This is a genomic window from Kitasatospora sp. NPDC093806, assembly GCF_040683335.1.
Classification (GTDB): Bacteria; Actinomycetota; Actinomycetes; order Streptomycetales; family Streptomycetaceae; genus Kitasatospora.
Genome location: NZ_JBFBDO010000223.1, coordinates 1 through 4274, shown reverse-complemented (window position 1 = coordinate 4274; position 4274 = coordinate 1). Strand labels below are relative to the sequence as shown.

General features: G+C 75.5%; 2 protein-coding genes and 1 pseudogene. All 3 read left to right on the top strand.

The genetic code is table 11. From position 1 onward, the window contains the following. Nucleotides 1-1444: ABC transporter ATP-binding protein (locus tag AB0N76_RS39355; protein WP_363565664.1), on the top strand; the 1444-nt coding region annotated here is incomplete at its 5' end. Then, a complete protein-coding gene (locus AB0N76_RS39350; protein WP_363565663.1) occupies nucleotides 1441-3246 on the top strand; it encodes an ABC transporter ATP-binding protein in 1806 nt (601 codons plus the stop codon). The genes AB0N76_RS39355 and AB0N76_RS39350, both read left to right, overlap by 4 nt. 219 nt (nucleotides 3247-3465) lie before the next feature. Next, nucleotides 3466-4274 (top strand): annotated as a pseudogene (locus AB0N76_RS39345) (hypothetical protein); the annotation flags it as partial.

Here is a 4274-nt window from a genome sequence, read left to right as displayed (position 1 = left end):
GCGCTACAGCCAGCTCGCGGCGGCCCTGGTCGTCCTCGCGGTCGCGCTGAACCCGCTGGCCGCCCTGTTCGCCGGCGCCACCGCGCTCGCCGTCCGGTTCGGCCAGCGCGGCTCGCTGGCCTCCTTCGTCGAGTACTGGAAGAGCATGGCGGGCGAACGCCGCAAGTCCGCCTACCTGCGGACCGCCGCGGTCGACGCCTCCGGCGGCAAGGAGATCCGGCTGCTCGGCGCGCTGCCCTGGTTCCGCGCCCGCTACCGGGCCGAGGCCGTCGGCTACCTCGCCCAGCTCTGGCAGGAGCGCCGCCGGCTGCTGCTGCGCCCGTTCCTCGGGCTCGCCGCGGTGGCCGTCATCGGCGGCGCGGGCGCCTTCCTGGTGCTCGCCGTCGCGGTGCCTGCCGGCGAGGACGGCGCCCTCGCGCTCGCCCTGACCGTGCAGTGCGTGCTCATCCCGCTCCGCTTCGGGGTCTACTTCCCGGAGAGCGACGTGCAGACCCAGTACGGGATGCTGGCGCACCGGGCGCTCACCGACTTCGAGGAGCAGGCCGGCCGGGAGCCCAGGCCCGAACAGCCGCGCCCGGTCCCGCACCCGACCGAGGGCATCGCCTTCCGCAAGGTGTCCTTCGGCTACCCCGGCGCGAGCCGGCAGGTCTACCGGGGGCTCGACCTGGTGCTGCCCGCCAACCGCTCCACCGCCGTGATCGGCCTCAACGGCGCGGGCAAGACGACCCTGGTCAAGCTGCTCGCCCGGGTCCACGAACCGGACGCGGGCGCGATCGAGGTCGACGGCGTGCCGCTGACCGACCTCGACCCGGCCGAATGGCGCCGCCGGCTGGCGGTCGTCTTCCAGGACTTCAACCGCTACGAGCTGACCCTCGCCCAGAACGTCGCCCTCGGCGCGCCGCACCTCCCGGCGGACCGGGCGGCCGTCACCGCCGCCCTGACCCGGGCCGGCGCCGGGGAGGTCCTGAACGCCGTCGGCCTCGACACCGTGCTGTCCGCCGCCTACCGGGACGGGCGGGACCTCAGCGGCGGCCAGTGGCAGCGGGTGGCCCTGGCCCGCGCGCTGTACGCCCTGGAGGGCGGCGCCGAGGTGCTGGTCCTCGACGAGCCCACCGCCCAGCTCGACATCCGCGCCGAAGTGGCCTTCTACGAGAGCTTCCTGGAACTCACCCGGGGGATCACCAGCGTGGTGATCTCGCACCGGTTCTCCACCGTCCGGCGGGCCGACCACATCGTGGTGGTGGACAACGGCGTGGTGATCGAGAACGGCGACCACGAGAGCCTGCTGCGGGCCGGCGGCCGGTACGCGGAACTCTTCCGCCTCCAGGCCGACCGCTTCGATCAGGCCGCCGACCCCGACCAGCCCGCCGACCCCGATCAGGCCGCCGACCCCGACCGGAGCCCCGACGGAACCACCGACGACCGCCCGGGAGTTCTGCGATGAAGGACCTGCTGCGCGCCGTATCCCACTTCACCCGGCTGTCCTGGCGGATCGACCGCCGCCGGCTGATCACCGGCCTGGGCCTGCTGCTGCTCGGCTGCCTCGCCACGCCCGCCCTGGCGGTCGCCCTCAAGCACCTCACCGAGGCCGTGCTGGCCGGCGACGGCGGCCCGGCCGCCGGCTTCGCGCTGGCCGCCGCGCTGCTGCTGGTCGCCGAGCTGATGCTGGGCCACTTCGCCCACCTGCACTACTTCGAACTCGGCGAACTGGAGGAGGTCGAACTCCAGACCCGGCTGCTCGACGCGGCCGGCGGCCCGGACACCCTGGAGCGCGTCGCCGGACCGGAGTTCGCCGACGCCCTGCACCTGGTCCGGGAGGACGTGGTCAAGACCCGGGCGGCCCTGGAGGCCGTCCTGCAACTGGTCGCCATCGGCCTGCAGACCGTGCTCACCATGCTGCTGCTGGCCCGGGTCCAGCCCGTCCTGGCGCTGCTGCCGCTGCTCGCGGTGCCCCCCGTGCTGGCCGGACACCGGGCCCAGGAACTCGTCGAACGCGCCAAGAAGCGCAGCGCCGAGGACTCCCGCCGCACCCGCGACCTGCTCCGGCTCGCCACCGCCCCCGGCCCGGCCGGCGAGATCCGGCTCTCCGGTGCCGGCCCCGAACTCCGGCGCCGGCAGGCCGAGTCCTGGCGGGCCGCGAGCGGCGTCCTCAACCGCGCCCAGTGGGGGGCGGCCGGCCTGCGCGCCGTCGGACAGCTGCTGTTCGCCGCCGCCTACGCCGGCGCGCTGCTGATCACCGTCGGCGCGGCCCTGGACGGGCGGATCGGGCTCGGCGACGTCGTCCTGGTCATCACCCTGACCGTGCAGATCAGCACCCAGACCGCCGCCTTCCTCGGACTGTTCGGCGTCCTCCAGGGCGCCGGCCGCACCGTGCGCCGGCTGGCCGGGCTGGCCGCCGACGAATCCGGCGGCGCGGCGGACCCCGCCCCGGCGACGGCCGCCGGGGTACCGGCCCGGCTGGAGCGCGGGATCCGCTTCGAGCACGTCTCCTTCCGCTACCCCGGCGCCGACCACCCCGTCCTGGACGACGTCAGCCTGGACATCCCGGCCGGTGCCACGATCGCCCTGGTCGGCGAGAACGGCGCCGGGAAGAGCACCCTGGTCAAGCTGCTCTGCGGCCTCTACCGGCCGACCGGGGGCCGGATCCTGGTCGACGGCACCGACCTCGCCGAACTCGACGGCGCGGCCTGGCGGGAACGCGTCGCGGCGCTGCTCCAGGACTTCGCCCGCTACGAACTGCCGCTGCGCCAGACCGTCGGCCTCGGCGACCTGCGCCCCGGCCGGGAGCCCGGCGACGACGACACCGCCCTCGCCGCCGCGCTGCGCAAGGCCGACGCCGAGTCCATCGTCGGCGCCTTCCCGCAGGGCGCCGACCAACTGCTCGGCAAGGGCTACGGGGACGGCGCCGAACTCTCCGGCGGCCAGTGGCAGAAGCTGGGCCTGGCCCGCACCCTGCTGCGCCCGGCACCCCTGCTGCTGGTCCTCGACGAGCCCGCCTCCGCCCTGGACGCGGAGGCCGAACACCTCCTGTTCGACGGCTACGGCGCCACCGCCCGCACCCGGGCGGCGGCCCACGGCTCCGTCACCGTCCTGGTCACCCACCGCTTCTCCACGGTGAGCCGCGCCGAACGGATCCTCGTCCTGGCCGGCGGCCGGGTCCGGGAGTGGGGCACCCACGAGGACCTGATGGCCCGCCCCGGGCTCTACGCGGAGCTGTACGCGCTGCAGGCCGGCGCCTACGCCTGACCCGCCGGCCCCACCGCCGCCGCCGACCCGCCCGACCCCCCCTTCACGCACACCCGGCCGGGGTGCCGCCCGCACCCCGGCGGGGCGCCCCGCCGTCCGTCCGTCCGGGCTCCACCCTGCTCCACCCCTGCTCCACCCCTGCTCCACCCCAGCCGTCCCCAGCGTCCGTCCCAGTCATGAATCGAGATCCATCGCCGCAGTCCCGGAAAGGCAGGAACCTTGTACACCCGTGATCCCATCGACCGGACCGACACCCCAGTGGGCGTCGCCGGCGACACCGAACTCGCCCGGATCTGGGCCGAACTGATCACCATCTCGGCCCGCCCCGACCTCGCCGAGGACGACCCACCCGGGCCGGGCCTCGCCCGGGCCCTGGGCGTGGTCGACGACGGCATCCTCTCCAAGGGGCCGGGCGGCGCCCGCTCCGTCCCCTCCGCCGGCGCGATCTTCCCCTACGACATCCTCGTCGCGGACCGCTCCGGGCCGGGCCCCGCCGTCCTCCACCGGCTCGACCTCGACCGCCGGCTCTGCGTGCGCACCGCCACCGGGCCGGAGCTGGACGCGATCCTCGCCGAGGTCGCCGACGACGCACGCTCGGTCCTCGTCCTGATCGCCGTCCGCCCCTGGCTGTCGATCCGCAAGTACGGCCCGCGCGGCTACCTCTACGCGCAGATCGACTCCGGGCACGCGGCCACCAACCTGCTCGGCACCGCGCTCGACCACGGCGCCGCCCGGCTGCGCCTCGCGGTGCCCCGCCGGCGGCTGGCCGAGGCCCTGGTCGACCACCTGCCGTACCGGGAGATCCACTCCGTCCTGGAGCTGTCCGCCCCGGAACCGGACCTGGCCGTCCCCGCCCCGGCGGGCTGGGGCTACCTGCGCCAGGACCGCCCGGCGCCGCTGGAGAGCACCGGCCGGCTCGAAGCCGTCTGCTGGGCCGGCATCCCCTGCCGGTTCGGACACCGTCGTCCTGGTGGTCGAGCGACTGCTCGACCAGGGCGATCCGTACGCGATGACCGCGATGGACCTCG